15 protein-coding genes are annotated in these 18,258 nt (G+C 74.5%); 12 read left to right on the forward strand and 3 right to left on the reverse strand.

Annotation, left to right across the window (positions count from 1 at the left end; genetic code table 11):
• Positions 1 to 393: 393 nt before the first annotated feature.
• On the forward strand, positions 394 to 1,389 hold the full coding sequence (locus PSD17_RS22295) for a lysophospholipid acyltransferase family protein (protein WP_379652989.1): 996 nt from the start codon (positions 394 to 396) through the stop codon (positions 1,387 to 1,389).
• Positions 1,390 to 1,446: 57 nt separating this feature from the next.
• Here the strand turns inward: PSD17_RS22295 and PSD17_RS22300 are convergent, their stop codons facing one another.
• The 3 genes from PSD17_RS22300 to PSD17_RS22310 form a co-directional block, all read right to left on the reverse strand.
• A complete protein-coding gene (locus tag PSD17_RS22300; protein WP_379652988.1) occupies positions 1,447 to 2,340 on the reverse strand; it encodes an HAD family hydrolase in 894 nt (297 codons plus the stop codon).
• Positions 2,341 to 2,534: 194 nt separating this feature from the next.
• Positions 2,535 to 4,088: a DUF5667 domain-containing protein gene (locus tag PSD17_RS22305; RefSeq protein ID WP_339124408.1), complete on the reverse strand. Its 1,554-nt coding sequence runs from the start codon at positions 4,086 to 4,088 to the stop codon at positions 2,535 to 2,537.
• A gap of 190 nt (positions 4,089 to 4,278) precedes the next feature.
• A complete protein-coding gene (locus PSD17_RS22310) occupies positions 4,279 to 4,887 on the reverse strand; it encodes a sigma-70 family RNA polymerase sigma factor (RefSeq protein ID WP_013677653.1) in 609 nt (202 codons plus the stop codon).
• Positions 4,888 to 5,551: 664 nt separating this feature from the next.
• Here PSD17_RS22310 and PSD17_RS22315 point away from each other — a divergent pair.
• From PSD17_RS22315 to PSD17_RS22365, 11 genes are all read left to right on the forward strand, one after another.
• On the forward strand, positions 5,552 to 7,180 hold the full coding sequence (locus PSD17_RS22315) for a class I adenylate-forming enzyme family protein (RefSeq protein ID WP_339124409.1): 1,629 nt from the start codon (positions 5,552 to 5,554) through the stop codon (positions 7,178 to 7,180).
• 51 nt (positions 7,181 to 7,231) lie between these two features.
• Positions 7,232 to 7,474, forward strand: coding sequence for a glutaredoxin family protein (locus PSD17_RS22320; protein ID WP_013677651.1), 243 nt, complete (start codon positions 7,232 to 7,234; stop codon positions 7,472 to 7,474).
• Positions 7,475 to 7,547: 73 nt separating this feature from the next.
• Positions 7,548 to 9,428, forward strand: a complete 1,881-nt coding sequence (locus tag PSD17_RS22325) for a molybdopterin-dependent oxidoreductase (protein ID WP_339124410.1) — start codon at positions 7,548 to 7,550, stop codon at positions 9,426 to 9,428.
• A 117-nt stretch (positions 9,429 to 9,545) separates the two neighbouring features.
• Positions 9,546 to 10,229, forward strand: a complete 684-nt coding sequence (locus tag PSD17_RS22330) for a fasciclin domain-containing protein (protein ID WP_379652987.1) — start codon at positions 9,546 to 9,548, stop codon at positions 10,227 to 10,229.
• A gap of 336 nt (positions 10,230 to 10,565) precedes the next feature.
• Entirely contained in the window at positions 10,566 to 11,402 is an 837-nt protein-coding gene (locus tag PSD17_RS22335) for a redox-sensing transcriptional repressor Rex (RefSeq protein WP_013677648.1), read from the forward strand.
• Positions 11,403 to 11,404: 2 nt separating this feature from the next.
• Positions 11,405 to 12,817, forward strand: a complete 1,413-nt coding sequence (locus PSD17_RS22340; RefSeq protein ID WP_103383552.1) for a glutamyl-tRNA reductase — start codon at positions 11,405 to 11,407, stop codon at positions 12,815 to 12,817.
• Complete coding sequence (gene hemC, locus PSD17_RS22345; protein ID WP_013677646.1) at positions 12,814 to 13,797, forward strand: hydroxymethylbilane synthase; 984 nt, start codon at positions 12,814 to 12,816, stop codon at positions 13,795 to 13,797. Before PSD17_RS22340 ends, hemC begins: the two co-directional genes overlap by 4 nt.
• Positions 13,794 to 15,335: a bifunctional uroporphyrinogen-III C-methyltransferase/uroporphyrinogen-III synthase gene (locus tag PSD17_RS22350; RefSeq protein WP_013677645.1), complete on the forward strand. Its 1,542-nt coding sequence runs from the start codon at positions 13,794 to 13,796 to the stop codon at positions 15,333 to 15,335. Before hemC ends, PSD17_RS22350 begins: the two co-directional genes overlap by 4 nt.
• Before the next feature lie 317 nt (positions 15,336 to 15,652).
• On the forward strand, positions 15,653 to 16,633 hold the full coding sequence (gene hemB / locus PSD17_RS22355) for a porphobilinogen synthase (protein ID WP_013677644.1): 981 nt from the start codon (positions 15,653 to 15,655) through the stop codon (positions 16,631 to 16,633).
• Between the two features lie 65 nt (positions 16,634 to 16,698).
• Positions 16,699 to 17,517, forward strand: a complete 819-nt coding sequence (locus PSD17_RS22360; protein ID WP_339124411.1) for an RDD family protein — start codon at positions 16,699 to 16,701, stop codon at positions 17,515 to 17,517.
• A 172-nt stretch (positions 17,518 to 17,689) separates the two neighbouring features.
• Complete coding sequence (locus PSD17_RS22365; protein WP_013677642.1) at positions 17,690 to 18,199, forward strand: DUF4282 domain-containing protein; 510 nt, start codon at positions 17,690 to 17,692, stop codon at positions 18,197 to 18,199.
• Positions 18,200 to 18,258 lie beyond the last annotated feature (59 nt).

Consider the following 18,258-nt stretch of genomic DNA (forward strand, 5'->3'; position numbering starts at 1 on the left):
GGACGCGTCGAGGGACGCCCGCGTGCCGGCGACGCGACGGCGGTCCGCGGGCCCGGCGCCGCCCGGTCGGCGACGGGCCGCGACGACGGTCCCGGCGGCCGCAACGGCCGCCGCCCCGACACCGCGGCGCCGGTGACGTCCGGCACGGGCAGACATCGCACGCGGGCCGGGGACGGCGGTGAGCGGAACGGTTCGGCCCGGAGCCCGCGCACGCCCGCACGGGGCGGAGCCGGGTCGACGCCGGACACCACCGGGTCGGGGGCCGGCGACGCGGACCGGACGAAGGGCACGACGACGGGCACGACTGCGGGGGCGGGTGGCGTGGCGAAGAGCGGCGAGCGCGAGACGGCGACGACCCGCCGCGGGACGCGGCGTCCCGAGGACGGGGACCCCGTGGAGACCTCCGAGCAGCCGCCGGACGGGTCGGGCGCCCGGGTCATCCCGCTGCGCGCCGAGAGCGCCAGGCGGACACGGGGAGAGCGTTCCGAGGCGGGGCCCGCGTCGCCAGAGGCTCCCGGCCCGGAGGCCGCCGAGCCGACCGGACCGAGCGTCCTCGAGGAGTCGATCGAGCGGCTCGCCGCCTTCGTGCGCAGGCGTGTCGACGGCGACTACCAGGTCGACGAGTTCGGCTTCGATCCCGACCTCACCGACAACGTGATCATCCCGGCGTTGCGGCCGCTGTACCGGTCGTGGTTCCGCGTCGAGACGATCGGGATGCACCACGTGCCCGACGTGGGCGGCGCGCTCGTCGTCGCCAACCACTCGGGCACGTTGCCGCTCGACGCGCTGATGACGGCGGTCGCGCTGCACGACGAGCACCCCGCGCGCCGGCACCTGCGGATGCTGGGCGCCGACCTGGTGTTCCGGCTGCCCGTCCTCGGTGCGCTGACCCGCAAGCAGGGCGCGACCCTGGCGTGCAACCCCGACGCGGAGCGGCTGATGTCCTCCGGTGAGCTCGTCGGCGTGTGGCCGGAGGGCTTCAAGGGCATCGGCAAGCCGTTCAAGGACCGCTACAAGCTGCAGCGTTTCGGTCGCGGCGGGTTCGTCTCGGCCGCGTTGCGCACCGGTGTCCCGATCATCCCGTGCTCGATCGTCGGGGCCGAGGAGATCTATCCGAAGATCGGCGACATCAAGCCGCTCGCACGGCTGTTCGGCGCGCCGTACTTCCCGGTGACGCCGACGTTCCCGCTGCTCGGACCGCTGGGCGCCGTGCCGCTGCCGTCGAAGTGGTACATCGAGTTCGGCGAGCCGATCCGCACCGACGCCCACGAGCCGGCCGACGCCGACGACCCGATGCTCGTGTTCAACCTGACCGACCAGGTCCGGGAGAGCATCCAGCACACCCTGTACCGGCTGCTGTCGCAGCGACGCAACGCCTTCCTCGGCTGACGGCGCGGGCACGCCGACCCCGCCGCGGCCGGAGCGGTCGACGTCCCGCGGGGACGCTCAGCGTCGGCGGTGCGCCACGCCCGCCGCGATCGCGCCCGCGACGACACCCGCGCCCAGCACCGACGGCACGCCGATCTTCGCCGCCTTGCGGCCGGTCCGGAAGTCGCGGATCTGCCAGCCGCGTTCCTTGGCGGTGTCGCGCAGCTCGGAGTCGGGGTTGACGGCGACCGCGGTGCCCACGGCGGACAGCATCGGCACGTCGTTGACCGAGTCGCTGTACGCGCTGCATCGGCGCAGGTCCAACCCCTCGGCGACGGCGAGCGCGCGGATCGCGTGCGCCTTGGCCGTGCCGTGCAGGATCTCGCCGACGAGGCGACCCGTGTAGTGGCCGTCGACGCTCTCCGCGACGGTGCCGAGCGCACCGGTGAGGCCCAGCCTGCGGGCGATGATCAGCGCCAGCTCGACGGGCGTCGCCGTGACGAGCCAGACGCGCTGGCCGGCGTCGAGGTGCATCTGGGCGAGCGCGCGCGTGCCCGCCCAGATGCGGTCGGCCATGAGCTCGTCGTAGATCTCCTCGCCGAGCGCGACGACCTCGGCCACCGGACGGCCGGCGACGAACGACAGGGCGGTGTCACGGTGGCCGCTGACGTCGGTCTCCCGGCCCCCGACCCGGAACTTCACCTGCTGCCAGGCGAACCCGAGCAGGTCCGACGTCGTGAAGAACTTGCGGGCGGCGAGGCCGCGGGCGAAGTGGAAGATCGACGCGCCGACCATCATCGTGTTGTCGACGTCGAAGAACGCCGCCGCGGTGAGGTCGGTGGCGGGAGCCTCCGCGGTGGCGTCGGTGCCTGCCGCGACGGCAGCGGCTGCCGACGCCTCGCCCGCCCGCCGGGCCGGGTCGAGCGCGGTGACGCGATCGAGCACGTCGTGCGACTCGGCGATGCCGGCCACCTCGGGACGACCGTCGCCGGGTTCGGCGTCAGGCTGTCCAACCACTCGGGCGCCTCCGGATCGCGTGTGACGGGCAGGCTTCAGCGTAGCGTCGTCGACCGGTCGCGACGGGTGGCCGTGGCCGGGAACGCCGCGAGGCCGTCGCGGTGACGCGACGGCCTCGGCGGCGCGAGGGAGCGGCGTGCGGTGGAGGCTCAGCCGCCCAGGGTGATGCCGGACTGGCCCGGCAGCAGCGGGGGCAGCGTGATGGGCGGCAGGAGCCCCTTCTGCGACGGCGCCGACGTCGTGGTCGTCGGCGGGCTGCTGTCGCCCGCCCCGGAGCCCGTGCCCGTCGCCGGGTTGGGCAGCGGGAGACCGTCGGTGCCGAGGCCGGGCAGGACACCGCCGTTGGTCGTCGTCGCGGACTCGGGGGTGGCGCTCGCGGTGGCTTCCTCGGAGCCGTTGTCCGGCTGGGTCGACGCCCCGGCCCTCGCGGACTGGGACGTCCCCCTGTCGCCCGCGGTCGGCCCGCTCGACGGCCCGGTGCTGCGCGGGGCGCACGCGCCGGTCGCCGGGATGGGCCCGAGGTCGTCGGAGCCGTCGGAGACCTCGGAGCAGTTCATCCGGCTCTGCAGCGCGGCCGAGCGGTCGGCGATGCGGTGCAGCAGCGTGATCGACCTGTCGGCGTCGGCCGGGTCGGGCAGTGACGAGCGCAGCGCGCTCCACCGCGTCGACGCCTGGCCCGCCCAGGTGGACAGGTCGCTCATCCCGGCGCCGCCGGAGCCCTCGGCCCCGTCGAGGACGAGCCTGCTGCCCTCGGTGGTCGCGCTGTCGAAGTCGTCGATCGCGGAGGCGAGGACGACGGGGTCGCCGCCGCCGCGCGCCGCGAGCTGCTCGATCTCGCTGAGCCGGGCCGAGGCCAGCTCGAGCTGACGGCGGGCCTTGGCGTCGGACCCGAAGGTGAACACAGAGCCGAACGACTCCGCGGCGCGCTTGACGCCGTAGAGCGAGTCGCCGGGGAGCGCGTCGCGGCTGGCGAGCATGCCGCCGCCGGTGAGCGCGATCATGACGAGCAGCGCGGCCGCGGCCACGACGGTGATGCGGCGCCTGCCGGACGGGCGCTCGGGACGTCGGGACCCGGGGACATCGTCCGGACGGTCGCGGTAGCCGCGGGGCAGCACGTGGCGGGCCTTGCGGGAGCGGGCGACACCGGGAGCGTGGGCCGCTCCGCCTGAGCGGACGGCGTCGGTGCGAGCGACGACCGTCTCGGCGCCATCGGTCCCGGCAGTGGCGGTCCCAGCAGCGGCGGCCCCGGCAGCGGCCGGCTCCCCGTGGGCGGGGACGTCGGCGGTGTGGGCGGGCCCGTCGGCGGTGGGGTCCGCCGACCCGGCCGCCGGCTGTGCGGCCGCGGCGCGCGCCGTGGGCGCGGCCACGTCGCGGACCGGCTCGATCCGCATCGTGCGTTCGGTGTCGCGCTCCGGGAACGCCGTCCCGGGGACGGAGGTCTCCGCGAACAGCGCCTCGGGGAACGCACCGGCCCGCGGGCCGGCGGGGCCCCCTCCGGCGAGGCCGGCGAGCATCGCCTCCATGCGGGCGTGCATCCGTGCCGACTCGTCGGCGCTGGGCGACAGCGAGCTCAGGTTGCGGTCGAGCGCGGCGGCCAGTGCCATCTCGTGCTCGAGCTCGTCCTCCGCGGGCGGGCCGAGGGGTGACCCCGGCTCCTCCCACGCGGCGTACCGCTTGGGGTCCTTGCCCTGTCCGGCGGGCATGTTGGCCGTCCTCACTGCATCCCTGCGCTGTCGCACATCGCTGCGCTCTCCCGACGTTGTAGAGCCCAACGACGGAAAGGGCAGGTGGTTACGTCGTTCAGACCGTTCACCGCATCGGGGATGTCACTCGCCGCTCGCGTAACAACTCGCGGCGCCGGGGCGATATGGCGCCGCCCCGCGTTCCGGGGGCTCACGTGGGGCCGTCCGGCTTGAAGCCGTCGGGCATGAGCTGCGCGAGCCGCTTGACGGCCCGGTGCTGCAGTGCCTTGACCGCGCCCTCGTTGCGGTCCATCTTCTCGGCCGTCTCCGCCACCGAGAGGCAGTGCAGGAACCGCAGCGTGATGCATTCCTTCTGATCCGGGTTCAGCATGTCGATGCATCGCAGCAGCGCATCGCGCTGCGCGCTCTCCAGGACCTGTGACTCCGGGCCGCTCGTGGTCGGCGGCGCGAGCTCGACGATGTTGTCCGTCGTCGACTCGAGGCGGTAGCGGCTCGACTTGACCTGGTCGAGCACCAGGTTGCGGGCGATCGTGACGAACCAGGCCCCGATGTCGCGGCCCTGGTAGGTGACGGTGCCGATGCGGCGCAAGGCCCGGACGAACGTCTCGTGCGTGAGGTCCTCGGCGGTGCCACGGTCGCCCATCCGATAGACGATGTATCGGAAGACGACGTCCTGGTACCGCTGGTACAGCCGACCGAACGCGGCCATGTCACCCGCCTGGGCGGCCTTGACGAGTGCCCAGGAACCCTCGCCGTCCTCCTCGGGCTCCGGCACGGGGAGCTCGGCGGCTGCCGTCACGTTCGGTTCCTCCCGCTGCGTGGCCGGGTGGGGTGCCGGCACGGGAGGCCGGGCTGATGCGGGTGGGGCGCCGGCGGCGGGGCGTCCCGGGTCGGCCCCCTGCGGCGCGGGCCCCGCTCCGGGCCGCTGCACCGGCATCGGGGCCGGGCCGCCGGAGGGCCGGGTGTCGGGGCACCCGGCCGGAGCCGGCTCCGTCGGCCGCGGCCGGGGTGTCACGGGGCCCGGGTCCGCCTCGCGGCGGGCGGGGTCCTCGCGGACGAGCCGCGGCGGTCGTATCGAGCGGGTCATGGCTCGCGGCGTGCCTCACCGGCCGCGGCGGCCCCCCAGGCAGAGCACGGCGGCGACGCCGGCGGTGCGCTGGTGACAGGCTGCATGCCACTCCCTCGGGTGAGTTCTCGCGTCGAACCGTCCGGTCCGCCGTTGGGTCGTTTGTAGCGGCGGAGCATACGACCGATCGAGGGGCCCCCAAGGGCGCACCGCCGGTCGTCCTCGGCGGTATCCGGTGAGTGGACGACTACTTACGGTGAACGGTTCTGGCGCCGTCGAGTGGTCGTCGTCACTCTGGGTGGCGCCGGTTGGGCCGTTCCGGGCGAGCCTCCTCGCCGGCTTCTGCCACACTCGCCAGGGCTTGTTCCGACCGTCGCGCGACCGAGGGAGAACCGCCGTGCAGAGCCGACCGGACGAGGCGCCCGGCACGGTCGGCGCCGACGTCCCGACCCATCTCGCCGATCTCGTCCGGCGCGCGGCGCAGCGGGCACCCGACGCCCCTGCGATCGTCGACGTCTCGGCCGCGCTCACGCTGACCTGGGCCGAGTTCGACGCCGCCGTCGACGACGAGGCGGCGCGGCTGCGGGCGGCCGGCGTCGCGCCCGGGGACCGGGTGATCGTCGGCCTCGACAACGGCGCCGCCCTGTGCGTGGCCTTGTTCGGGGCGCTGCGGGCGGACGCGGTCGCGGTGCCCGTCGCGCCCCGTTCGGTCCCGCGAGAGCTCGGCGCCGTGGTGTCGAGCTGTTCACCCAGAGTGGTCGTCGGCGACCCGGACGGCCGCATCCCCGAGTCGATCAACGGCGGCTCGGTGGCGACGTTCCTCGCGCCGCCCGACGTGTCGTCGACGGGAGGTGCGCGCAGCGGTCGCGAACGATCGGTGAGCGGCAGCGGTCCTGAGCGTGTCGCGGACGGCGTGGGCGCGGGTGTCGGCGAGGCGCGCGGCGGCGAGGCGATCGCGTTGCTCGTCTACACCTCCGGGACCACCGGGACGCCGCGCGGCGTGCGGCTCTCGCACCGCGCGCTGCTGGCCAACCGGGCCCAGCAGGCGGCCCTGCGGCCGGCGCCGGTCACGGCCGTCGACCGGGTGCTGCTCTCCCTGCCGCTGTTCCACGTGTTCGGGCTGGCGGCCGGGCTGCTGCAGGTGTGCTGGGCCGGCGCGACCGTCGTGCTGACCGACCGCTTCGACCCGGAGCGGTCGGCGCAGCTGATCCCGGAGCACCGGGTCAGCGTCGTCGCCGGGGTGCCCTCGATGTACCGGGCGCTGCTCGACCTGCCCGCCGAGACGCTGCGCGCCGCGTTCGCCGGCGTGCGGTTGTGCACGTCGGGCGGGGCGCCGCTGCCACGTGAATGGCTCGCCGCCTTCCGGGACGCCACCGGCCTCGACCTCTTCGAGGGCTACGGGCTCAGCGAGTGCGGCCCCGTCCTGACCAGCACCCTCGTCGGTGGCGTGGCCAAGCCGGGCTCGGTCGGGCGGCCGCTGCCCGGCGTCGAGATCCGGCTGGTCGACGCGCAGGGGGTCCCCGTCGACGCCCGCCCGGCCGATGCCGACGAGGACGTGGAGCTGGAGGACGGGAGCGACGACGGCGACACCGGCCTCGTCGCGACCCGCGGCCCGCACCTGTTCTCCGGGTACTGGCCCGACGGCGAGGGCGGCCCCGGCGCCGAGGGCTGGTTCCGCACCGCCGACGTGGGCTACCTCGACGCCGACGGCGACCTGCACCTGGTGGACCGGTCGTCGGACCTGGTGATCGTCAACGGCTTCAACGTCTACCCGCGCGAGGTCGAGCGGGTGCTCGCCGAGCTCGACGGCGTCGTGGAGGCTGCGGTCGTCGGTGTGCCCGACGACCGGGCGGGCGAGGCCGTCAAGGCGGTCGTCGTCGCGGCGGAGGGGGCGGAGCTCACCGTCGACGCCGTCCGCGACCACTGCCGCGCCCGACTGGCCCGGTTCAAGGTGCCGGCGGTCGTCGAGTTCGTGGCCGCCCTGCCCCGGACGCCGACCGGCAAGGTCGCCAGGCGCACACTCTGAGCCGGACGTGAGTCCGTTCCGTAGTGAGACGTGTGTACGAGAGGTGCAGTGATGACGGACGCCCGGGTGACGGTGCTGACGCGGGTCAACTGCTCGGCGTGCGAGCGGGCCGAGGCGGAGGTCGCGCGGGTCTGCGGCGACCTGGGTGTCAGCTGGTCGGCGGTCGACGTCGACTCCGACCCGGAGCTGCGCGCGGAGTACGGCGACCGGATCCCGGTCGTGCTGGTCGACGGTGCCGAGCACGGCACGTGGAAGGTCGACGAGCAGGAGCTGCGCGCGGCCCTCGCACGCTGACCGGGAGCCGCGCGGGCCTGCTCCGGATCGGGCCGTTCCGAACCGCGGGCGGCCCCCGTCCGAAGGATCTCCCATGACGACCACGGCAGCGCGACGCCCGTCCGGCAGCACGGCGACGCCTCCGACGATCCCCGGCGCACTCGCCGCCGGCATCGGCGTGCTGTCCGTCGCGGCGGCCGTCGGCGCGGGTCACCTGGTGGCGGGGTTCGTCTCGCCGGGTTCCTCCCCTTATGTCGCCGTCGGCGACGAGGTCATCCGGCTCTCGCCGCAGCCACTGGTCGAGTTCGCCAAGTCGGCGTTCGGCACGCACGACAAGACGGTCCTGCTCGTGGGGATCGCCGTCGTGATGCTGGTCGTGTCCGCGCTGGCCGGGTTCGCCTCGCGGCGGGTCCCGCGCCCGGGTGTGGTGACGATCAGCGTGCTCGGGCTGCTCGGCCTGGCCGCCGTCGCGGTGGCGCCGACGTTCGCACCGCTCGACGTCATCGCCCCAGCGGCCTCGATCGCCGTCGGCGTGCCGGTGTTCCGGCGGCTGCACCGGCTGGCGCTGGAGGTCGCCGCCGAGCGGGCCGCCACCGAGAGCTCTGCCACGGACAGGGCCGCGACGGACAGGGCCGCGACGGACCGGGCCGCGACGGACCGGACCGCCTCGGAGACGACCGGCACGGACAGGGCCGCGACGGACCGGACCGCCTCGGAGACGACCGGCACGGACAAGGCAGGCGCCGCGGCGGCCGAGACGAGTGGCACCCGGGAGGACGGCCGCCGGCACGGCGGCGCCGCGGAGGGCAGTTCCGGCGACGGCCGCCTCGGGACGCCGGCCACCGGCACGCCGGGGACCCGGCCGTCCGGCACGGGGAAGGGCGGCGGTCCGGCCGTCTCCCGGCGCGGGATGCTCGTGGGCACCTCGGCGGCCGTCGGGATCGGCGCGCTCCTGGCCGGTGCCGGCGGCGTCGCGCTCGGGCGCGGCGTCGGGCAGTCCAGGGCGGACGTGACGGCCCGGCTGGCCGGTCTGGACGTCGTGCGGCGCGCCCCGGCGATCCCCCCGGGCGCCGACTTCGCGGCCGAGCTGGGCACGACCCCGTTCGTCACGGCGAACAGCGACTTCTACCGGATCGACACGGCGCTGCGGGTGCCCGCGCTGCAGGCGTCGGACTGGAGCCTGCGGATCCACGGCATGGTCGGGACGGAGCGCACGCTGAGCTTCGACGACCTGATGTCGCGGCCGATGATCGAGAAGACCGTCACGATGACGTGCGTGTCCAACGAGGTCGGTGGCTCGCTGATCTCGACGGCGACGTTCGTCGGGACGCCGCTGCGTGACCTGCTGACCGAGCTCGGCGTGCAGGCCGGCGCCGACCAGATCTTCTGCACCAGCAGCGACGGCTGGACCTGCGGCACCCCGACCGACGTCGTGATGGAGCCCGACCGTGACGCGATGCTCGTCGTCGGCATGAACGGTGAGGCGCTGCCGCCCGAGCACGGCTTCCCGGTGCGGATGGTCGTGCCGGGTCTCTACGGGTACGTGTCGGCCACCAAGTGGATCACCGACATGGAGCTGACGACGTTCGCCGCGCAGCAGGGCTACTGGGTCGACAACGGCTGGGCCCAGGAGGCGCCGATCAAGACGGAGGCGCGCATCGATCTCCCCGGCGGCTTCGCGACGGTGCCCGCGGGGCAGGTGACGGTCGCCGGCATCGCGTGGTCGCAGCCGCGCGGGGTGTCGAAGGTCGAGGTGCGCATGGACGGCGGGCCCTGGCAGCAGGCGGCGCTCGCGGCCGACGTCTCGGGCGCGACATGGCGGATGTGGCGGACGACGTTCGACCTGGGCCCCGGCAGTCACACGGTGCAGTGCAGGGCCACCGACGGGGAGGGGCAGACCCAGGTCGAGCAGCGGGCGGACCCGGTCCCCGACGGTGCGACGGGCTGGCCCGCGACGATCTTCACGGTGCGGTGAGCCGGGCGCCGCGTCGGCGTTGCCGATTCGTTACCAACCAGAATGAACCACCTTTGACGCGAAATCGAACGCCATGACACGAGGCCGGACGGCCCGGTCCCGCTCGAGGAGGAACCCGTGCGCACGCTCTCCAGGATCGCCGCGGTCGGTGTCATGACAGCCCTGACCGTCGCCGTCGCCGCCTGCTCCAACAACGAGGCCCCGTCCACCCAGGCCGCATCGTCGTCGGCCGTGGCCCCCGCGGCGCCCAGCGCCCCGGCGACCACGCCGGACGACGGCGTCACCACTCAGGCCGACGTCTTCGGCCCGGCCTGCTCGCAGCTGCCGCAGGGCGACGCCCCCGGCTCGCTCAGCGACATGGGCGCGCAGCCCGTCGCGACCGCGGCGTCGAGCAACCCGCTGCTCACCACGCTGACCAAGGCCATCGGCGCGGTGCCGGGCCTCGCGGACACGCTCAACGCCCAGCAGGGCGTCACCGTCTTCGCCCCGGCCGACCCCGCGTTCCAGGCCGTGCAGCAGCAGCTCGGGGACACCGCGTTCAACGCGCTGCTGGCCGACCCCAACAAGCTGGGCGCGCTGCTGCAGTACCACGTCGTCGGCACGCGCTACGACGCCGAGTCGCTCGTCGCCGCCGGCCGGACCACCCAGCTCGCCGGCGGCACCCTCAAGATCGGGGGCACGCCGACCGCGCCGACGATCACCGACGGCAAGGGCGAGACGGCCACCGTCCTCTGCGGCAACATCCCGACGAAGAACGCCACCGTCTTCGTCATCGACAAGGTCCTGATGCCGGCGAGCTGACGTTCGCGCACTGCCCTCCGGCTCCCGCCGGCCGCCCTCGCGGCCGGCGGGAGTCGCGCGTGAGCGGGGTGCGAGGCCCGTCACGCCCGGCGTGGAGCACCGCTGTCACACGGCGGTGAGCGGCACGTTCGGCACGCCCACCGGTCGCGGGCGCGCCGCGCGTGGAGGAGCACGTCGCGGACCAAGATCGCAACTTTGTGCGGGCCTTCACAAGCGGCTACCGTGTCGGCATCGCCGCCCGCAGGCCCCGGTTCCCCGGGCGTCCTCCTGCAGGGTGCGGCGAGCCGGAACCGGTCGCGGAAGCATGCGGCCGGGCGAACTCGAGGAGACGCCAGCGTGACGTTGCCGCCGCACGCCGGTCGCCCCGGGACCGGCGCGAACGGCACGGGCAGCATCGACGGCAGGGCCGGTCGGACCGGCACTGCCGCCCCGGTCACGCGCGCGATCCCCGAAGCCACCGTCGCCCGGCTCGCGGTGTACCTGCGCATGCTCGGCGAGCTCGCCGAGCAGGGCGCGGACACCGTCTCGAGCGAGGAACTGGCCACCGTCAGCGGGGTCAACTCCGCGAAGCTGCGCAAGGACCTGTCCTACATCGGGTCGTACGGCATCCGCGGCGTCGGCTACGAGGTGCGCTCGCTGCACCACCAGATCGAGCGCACCCTCGGTCTCGACGAGCAGCAGGCCGTCGCGGTCGTCGGGATCGGCAACCTCGGGCACGCGCTGGCGGGCTACGGCGGCTTCGGCGGCCGCGGGTTCCCCGTCACCGCCCTCTTCGACATCGATCCCGATCTCGTGGGTATCCACATCAACGGAATCCTGGTGGAGCACGTCCGCGACATCCCGCGGGTGTGCGGGGAGCGGGGGGTGACGATCGGTCTGGTCGCCACGCCCGGCCCCGCCGCACAGTCGGTGTGCGACCAGCTGGTCGCGGCCGGTGTGCGGTGCATCCTGAACTTCGCCCCGGTGGTCCTGCAGGTCCCGCCGCAGGTCGAGGTGCGCAAGGTCGACCTGGCCGTCGAGCTGCAGGTCCTGGCCTTCCACGTCGCCCGGCGCCGCGAGGCCGAGGCCGCGGGGGTGCTCGAGGGCTCGGCCGCGCCCGTCGCCGCCCTGCCCACCAACGGCAGCGGGCCCACCGGGGGTCACGAGGCCGTCAACGGAACGGCGGTGTCGTAGCGGTGAGTGTGCTGGTCGTGGGTATGTCCCACCGGACCGCGCCCGTCGCGCTCCTCGAGCGGGCGACGGTCGGGGCCGACGACGTACCCAAGCTGCTCGACGAGATGCTGCGTGCCGAGCACGTCAGCGAGGTCGTGCTGCTCGCCACGTGCAACCGGATCGAGGCCTACGCGGTCGTCGACGCGTTCCACGGCGGGCTGACCGACGTCTCCGGCGTGCTGGCCCGGCACTCGGGCCTCCCGCTCGCCGAGCTGACCGACCATCTCTACGTCCACTACGCGGCGTCGGCGGTACAGCACCTGTTCGCGGTGTCGTCGGGCCTCGACTCGATGGTCGTGGGCGAGTCGCAGATCCTGGGCCAGCTCCGCTCCGCCTACGCGGTGGCCGACGAGGCCGGCACCGTCGGGCGCGTGCTGCACGAGCTCTCGCAGCAGGCGCTGCGCGTCGGCAAGCGGGTGCACGCGAGCACCGGGATCGACGACGCCGGCGCGTCCGTCGTCTCCGAGGCGCTGGCCGACGCCGCCCGCGACCTGGACCGCGAGCCCGGCGACCTGCTCGGGGTCAAGGCGGTCGTCGTCGGTGCCGGCGCGATGGGTGCGCTGGCCGCCGCCCACCTGCGCCGCGCGGGCGCCGCCGAGATCGTCGTGCTCAACCGGTCGCCGGAACGCGCCGAGCGGCTGGCCGGGAAGACCCTGGAGGCGGGCACCCCCGCGAGGGCCGGCGCGCTCGAGGCGCTGCGTGCCGAGCTCGCCGACGCCGACGTGCTCGTCACGTGCACCGGCTCCATCGGGACCGTCGTCGGGGCGGCCGACGTCGCCGCGGCCCGGGCGGGCGCCGACCGCCCGCTCGTCGTGTGCGACCTGGGTCTGCCGCGCGACGTCGACCCGGCGGTCGCCGGTGTCCCCGGGGTCGCCGTCGTCGATCTGGAGACGTTGCAGCGCAGGCTCACCGACCGGATCGACGTCACCGGCGTCGACGCCGTCGCCGCGGCCCGCTCGATCGTCGCCGACGAGGCGCAGGCCTACCTCGCCGCGCAGCGGTCCGCGGAGGTCACGCCGACCGTGACGGCGCTGCGCCGCCGCGCGTCCGAGGTCGTCGACGCCGAGCTGCTGCGGCTGGACTCGCGGCTGCCGCACGTGGAGCCCGCCGTGCGCGCGGAGTTCGCGCGGACTGTGCGCCGCGTCGTCGACAAACTGCTGCACACCCCGACGGTGCAGGTCAAACGTCTCGCCGAGGGCCCCGACGGCGACACCTACGCCCAGGCGCTGCGGATGCTCTTCGAGCTCGACCCGCAGACCACCGCGGCCGTCGCGACCCCCGGCCTGTCCGGGACCACCGCCCGCCCCGGCGACGACGTCGCCGCCGCGCTGGGCGTCGAGTTCCGCGACGCGGGCGACGGGGAGGCGGCCACATGACCCCCGTGCTGCGCATCGGCACCCGGCCGAGCGCGCTCGCGATGGCGCAGTCCGGGCAGATCGCCGACCGGCTGCGGGCGGCGGGCCACACCGTCGAGCTCGTCCCGGTCTCGACGGTGGGCGACCGCTCCGGCGCGCCCGTCGCCGAGCTGGGCGTCGGCGTCTTCGTCTCCGCGGTGCGCGATGCCGTCGCCTCCGGTGAGGTCGACGTCGCCATCCACTCGTACAAGGACCTGCCGACCGCGCCCGACCCCCGGCTCACGCTCGTGGCCGTCCCCGGCCGGGAGGACCCGCGCGACGCGCTCGTGGCGCGCGACGGGAAGGTCCTCGGCGAGCTGCCGGCGGGATCGCGCGTCGGCACCGGCTCGGCGCGGCGCACCGCGCAGCTGCAGGCACTCGGCCTGGGGCTGGAGGTCGTGCCCATCCGCGGCAACGTCGACACCCGGATCGGCAAGGTCACCTCGGGCGAGCTCGACGGCGTGATCGTCGCCGCGGCCGGGCTGCGCCGTCTCGGGCGCATCGGCGAGGCCACCGAGCTGCTCGAACCCGTGCAGATGCTGCCCGCGCCCGCCCAGGGCGCGCTGGCCGTGGAGTGCCGGGCCGGTGTGCCCGGCAGCACCGAGCACGGGCTCGCGCTCGCGCTCACCGCGCTGCTCGACGATCCGGCGGCCCGCGCGGCCGTCACCGCCGAGCGCGCCGTCCTCGCATCCCTGGAGGCTGGCTGCACCGCGCCGATCGGCGCGCTCGCCGACGTCGTGTCCGACCTCGACGACGCGGGACGGGTGGTGGACCGGCTGTCGCTGCGCGCGGTGGTCGGCACCGCGGACGGAGCGCTGCTGCGCGCCTCCGTCACAGGAGACATCGACGACGCCGAGAAGCTCGGCGCGGCACTGGCCGCGGAGCTTCTCGACATGGGCGCCGACACGTTGCCGGGAACGGCCGGGCGCCAGGAGAACCGCTGGATCGGGAGTTCCGAATGAACAAGGCAACACCAACGCCCGGCCGGATCGCCTTCGTGGGCAGTGGCCCGGGCGACCCCGGGCTGCTCACCGTGCGCGCGCGTGCCGCGCTCGCCGCGGCGCCGCTGGTCGTCATGGACCCCGACGTGGCGGAGGAGATCACCGCGCTCGTGGCCGAGGGCGCCGAGCTGCGCCCCGCCGTCGGGCAGCCTGCCGACGTCGCGGCCGAGCTGGTCGCCGAGGCCACCGCGGGCCGCGCGGTCACGCGCCTGGTGAGCGGCGACCCGCTGACCACCGACGCCGTCATCGCGGAGGCGCAGGCCGTCGCCAAGGCGGGCGTGCCGTTCGACGTCGTCCCCGGGGTGCCCGCGGGCACCGCGGTCCCCGCGTACGCCGGCGTACCGCTCGGCTCGGGCCACGTCGAGGCCGACGTCCGCGCGGGCGTCGACTGGGCGCGCATCGCGTCGGTGCCCGGCACCCTCGTGCTGCACGCGACCGCCGCGCACCTGGGCGAGGTCGCCGTCGCGCTGACCGACCAGGGCGTCGCCGCCGAGACCCCGGTCGCGATCACGGCGGGCGGCACCCGCAACACGCAGAAGACCGTCGACTCGACCCTCGCCGGGCTGGCCGCCGACGGCGCCGACCTCGAGGGCCCGCTCGTGCTCTCGGTCGGGCGCGACGTCGCCCAGCGCGCCGAGCTGTCCTGGTGGGAGTCGCGCGCGCTCTACGGCTGGCGCGTGCTCGTCCCGCGCACCAAGGACCAGGCGGGCGCGATGAGCGACCGGCTGCGCGTGCACGGCGCGATCCCGGAGGAGGTGCCCACCATCGCGGTGGAGCCGCCCCGGTCGCCCACGCAGATGGAACGCGCGGTCAAGGGCCTGGTCGACGGCCGCTACCAGTGGGTCGTCTTCACCTCGACCAACGCGGTGCGTGCGGTCTGGGAGAAGTTCGCCGAGTTCGGCCTCGACGCCCGTGCGTTCTCCGGCGTGAAGATCGCCTGCGTCGGCGCCGCGACGGCGGAGAAGGTGCGCGCCTTCGGCATCGTCCCGGAGATCGTGCCGGACATCGACGAGGCGCAGCAGTCCACCTCCGAGGGCCTGCTGGAGATCTTCCCGCCCTACGACGACATCCTCGACCCGGTCGACCGGGTGCTGCTCCCGCGGGCCGACATCGCCACCGAGACCCTCGCCGCCGGTCTGCGCGACCGCGGCTGGGAGATCGACGACGTGACCGCCTACCGGACCGTCCGGGCCGCCCCGCCGCCCGCGCCGATCCGCGAGGCCATCAAGACTGGCGGCTTCGACGCGGTGTGCTTCACCTCGTCGTCGACCGTCCGCAACCTGGTGGGCATCGCGGGCAAGCCGCACGCCCGCACGATCGTCGCCTGCATCGGCCCGGCCACCGCCGAGACCGCGCGCGAGTTCGGGCTGCGTGTCGACGTGCAGCCCGAGGAGGCCCGGGTGCCGACGCTCGTCGACGCCCTGGCCGCGCACGCCGCCAAGCTGCGCGCCGAGGGCGCCCTGCCGCCGCCGAAGAAGGCCAAGGCGCGCAGGCGCTGACCCGCTTACGTCCTCGACGGGCGGCGGCTCCCTCGCGGGGTCGCCGCCCGTCGGCGTCCCGGCCCTCCCGACGTTCCTGCTCCTGCGGGAGTCGCTGCTCCCTGCCGGTGCTCCCGCTCCTGCCCGAGTCGCTGCTCCGTGCCGGCGCTCCTGCGGGCCCGCCCACACATCCGCGCGCAACCACAGCGCTGCTCCGCGCGCATTCTGCAGCACTGAGGTTGCGCGCGGATCTCGTCCGCGCGGGAGCGGGTCGCGGCATTCGAGGGGCGTCGGCGGGCGTCGGCGGGGTGGGTTCCCCACGGTCGTAGGCTCGGGTCATGGCCTTCCCCGCGCAGCGCCCCCGCCGGCTCCGCACCACCCCCGCGATGCGCCGGCTCGTCGCCGAGACCGACCTCGCCCCGCGCCACATGGTGCTGCCGATGTTCGTCCGGGAGGGCGCCACCGAGCCGATCCCGATCAGCTCGATGCCCGGCGTCGTCCAGCACACGCGGGAGTCGCTGCGCAAGGCGGCCGTCGAGGCGGTGGAGGCGGGGATCGGGGGCCTGATGCTCTTCGGCGTCCCGGAGGTCCGCGACGCGCGCGGCACCGGCGGCGTCGACCCGAACGGCGTGCTCAACGTGGCGCTGCGCGACGTCAAGGCCGAGATCGGCGACGCCACCGTGCTGATCGCCGACACCTGTCTCGACGAGTTCACCGACCACGGCCACTGCGGGGTCCTCGACGAGCGCGGGCGGGTCGACAACGACGCGACGCTCGCCGTCTACGCGGAGATGGGTGTCGCCCAGGCGGCAGCGGGCGCCGACCTGCTCGGGCCCAGCGGGATGATGGACGGCCAGGTCGGGGTGCTGCGCGAGGCGCTCGACGGTGCCGGCCACGAGGACACCGGAATCCTCGCCTACACCGCGAAGTACGCCTCGGCGTTCTACGGGCCGTTCCGCGACGCGGTCGAGTCCCAACTGCAGGGCGATCGCAAGACCTACCAACAGGACAACGCCAACCTCCGCGAGGCGCTGCGTGAGCTCGCGCTCGACCTCGAGGAGGGCGCCGACATGGTGATGGTCAAGCCAGCCATGGCCTACCTCGACGTGCTGCGGTCGGTCGCCGACGTCGCCGACGTGCCCGTCGCCGCCTACCAGGTGTCGGGCGAGTACGCGATGATCGAGGCGGCCGCGGCCAACGGCTGGATCGACCGGGAGCGGGCCGTCGTCGAGACGGTCACCGGGATCCGGCGAGCGGGCGCCGACGTCGTCGTGACGTACTGGGCCGTCGAAATCGCCGCTCGACTGGGTGAACGTTAACGCTCGACGTCACGGTTCGTGCAGGCATCTGGACACGCATCGGACGCCTGCATACCTTTCGGCGCATGACGTCACCCTCCGACCCTCAGTGGCAGGGTCAGCCCGCGCCGGGCTACGGTCCGCCCCCTGGTCAGGGGGCTCCCCAGCAGGGTGGCTATCCGCCGCCGCCCGGCTACGGGCAGCAGCAGCCCGGCTACCCGCCGCCCGGTTACCAGCAGCAGCCCTACCAGCAACAGGGCTACCCGCAGCAGCCCTACGGCCAGCCGGGTTACGGCCAGCAGCCCTATGGCCAGCCCGGTTACGGGCAGCAGCCGTACGGCCAGCCCGGCTACGGAATGGCGCCCAAGCCCGTCCCGCCGGGCGCACCGGGCCCGATCCCGGAGTGGTGGGAGCGGCTCGTGGGCCGCATCATCGACAACATCATCTACGGGATCGCGGCCGGCATCATCATGAGCATCGCGGTCTCCATCGCGATCTCGAGCGCCATCTCCAGCGCGAGCATCGGCTCGTACGGCTACGGCGGCGCAGTGATCATCGTCGTCATCGCGGGTGTGCTGTCGGGCCTGCTCTACGCGGCCTACGACTACCTGATGCACTCACGTAACGGTCAGACCGTCGGGAAGATGGTCATGAAGACCCGCGTCGTCGCCCCCGACGGCAGCAAGCCGGACAACGCCACGCTGCTCAAGCGTTCGGCGATCTACCCCGGCGTCTTCGCGCTGACCGGCCTGCTCGCGTTCCTCGACATCGGCAGCTACACGATCATCTCGCTGGCGGTCGGCATCTTCACGCTGGTCGACGGTATCTTCGTGATCACCGACCAGCCCCTGCGGCACGCGCTGCACGACAAGTGGGCCAAGACGATCGTCATCAAGTCCGGCTGATCCCCGGCACGCTCCGCCCGCCGCCCCGGCACCTCTCGACGGTGCCGGGGCGGTCTCGTCGGCGAGGGGGGCGAGCGACGCGCCACGACACGATCAGGGTGCAGAACGAGACCGCCGTCACGATTTCCCGGCATGATTCGCCCCGACCGGCACCCTCCGCGATGGGAGCGAGATGAGCCAGGACCCAGGATCGTCCGAGAACCAGGGCGGGCAGCAGCAGCCCGGGGGCGGCTGGCAGGACCAGCCCACCGAGTACAACGCCGGCTGGCAGGCCCAGCAGCCTCCACCCGGCTACGGCCCGCCCGCCGGCGCCCCCGCCGGTCCGCCGCCCGGGTACGGCGCTCCGCCGCCCGGATACGGCGGGCCCGGCGGCGTCGGGGGTGGCCCGAGCGGCCAGATGCCCCCGGGCAAGAACTTCCTCGGCGCGCTGTTCGACGTCGAGTTCAACTACTTCGCGACGCCCGTCGTGGTGAAGGTGCTCTACATCATCGGCATCGTCGTGATCGCGCTCGGCTGGCTGGCGGCGATCGTCAGCGGGTTCCTCAACAGCGCTGTCGCCGGCATCGTGGCGATCGTCGTCGGCGCTGTGGTCGCGCTTTTCTACCTCATCCTCTTCAGGGTGACACTGGAGTTCTTCTATGCGGTCGTACGCATGTCGGAGGACATCCATCACCGCCGCTGACGTGCGGAGACGTCGATCCTGCCGGATCGACGCCCATGGTCCGCGACGCCCGGGCGACG

This window comes from Pseudonocardia sp. D17 (assembly GCF_036984265.1).
GTDB lineage: Bacteria > Actinomycetota > Actinomycetes > Mycobacteriales > Pseudonocardiaceae > Pseudonocardia > Pseudonocardia benzenivorans.